2 pseudogenes are annotated in these 591 nt (G+C 30.1%); both read right to left on the bottom strand.

What is annotated here, in order from left to right:
• Positions 1-203, bottom strand: a pseudogene (locus QZ289_RS10425) (hypothetical protein); the annotation flags it as partial.
• Positions 175-591 (bottom strand): annotated as a pseudogene (locus QZ289_RS10430) (hypothetical protein); the annotation flags it as partial. The pseudogenes QZ289_RS10430 and QZ289_RS10425, both read right to left, overlap by 29 nt.

The following is a 591-nucleotide window of genomic DNA, read 5'->3' on the forward strand; positions in this document are numbered from 1 at the left end:
AAATCAGTATGATGGTCGGAAGTGTGGCGATAGAATCTTAATATCCATTTATCTATCCAATCCCTACTCAATATGCTAGGTTTTTTAGAATCTAGCTCTATTTCTTTAGCATAAAGCTCTAATTTATGCCATTGCGAAGCGTCTAGGAGGTTGTTTTGTCGAATGAGTGTATTTTTAAGTTCGGTAAGAATCTCTAATGTCATTTCTTATTTGATTTGATGTATCGTTGTCTTTGCCTTTAGTTTGATTTTTTGCTAATTGAGATAATTTTTCAAAAGAATTATCGACTTTTGCATTGACAAAATTTACTAAATTGCTTTCTGTAAATCCTACACCCGAAAAGTTAGGTATTTCTTTAAAATCTACATTCCAAAAGCTTGCTTGTTTATGAAAAACTGATTTTGAGCCAACAAAAAATCCATTAATTTTTGCATTATCAAATAGGGCATCTTTATGAAAATTGCAACCCATAATTGATAAACTATCTTCAAATATACATTCTTGAAAAGATACATCTTGCATAAAATGCCTACATTGTAAAACAACTTTTTGCTTAAAAATTGTTTTTAATGCACCACCTAATGTGCCAAA

Source organism: uncultured Helicobacter sp., assembly GCF_910577135.1.
GTDB lineage: Bacteria > Campylobacterota > Campylobacteria > Campylobacterales > Helicobacteraceae > Helicobacter_C > Helicobacter_C mastomyrinus.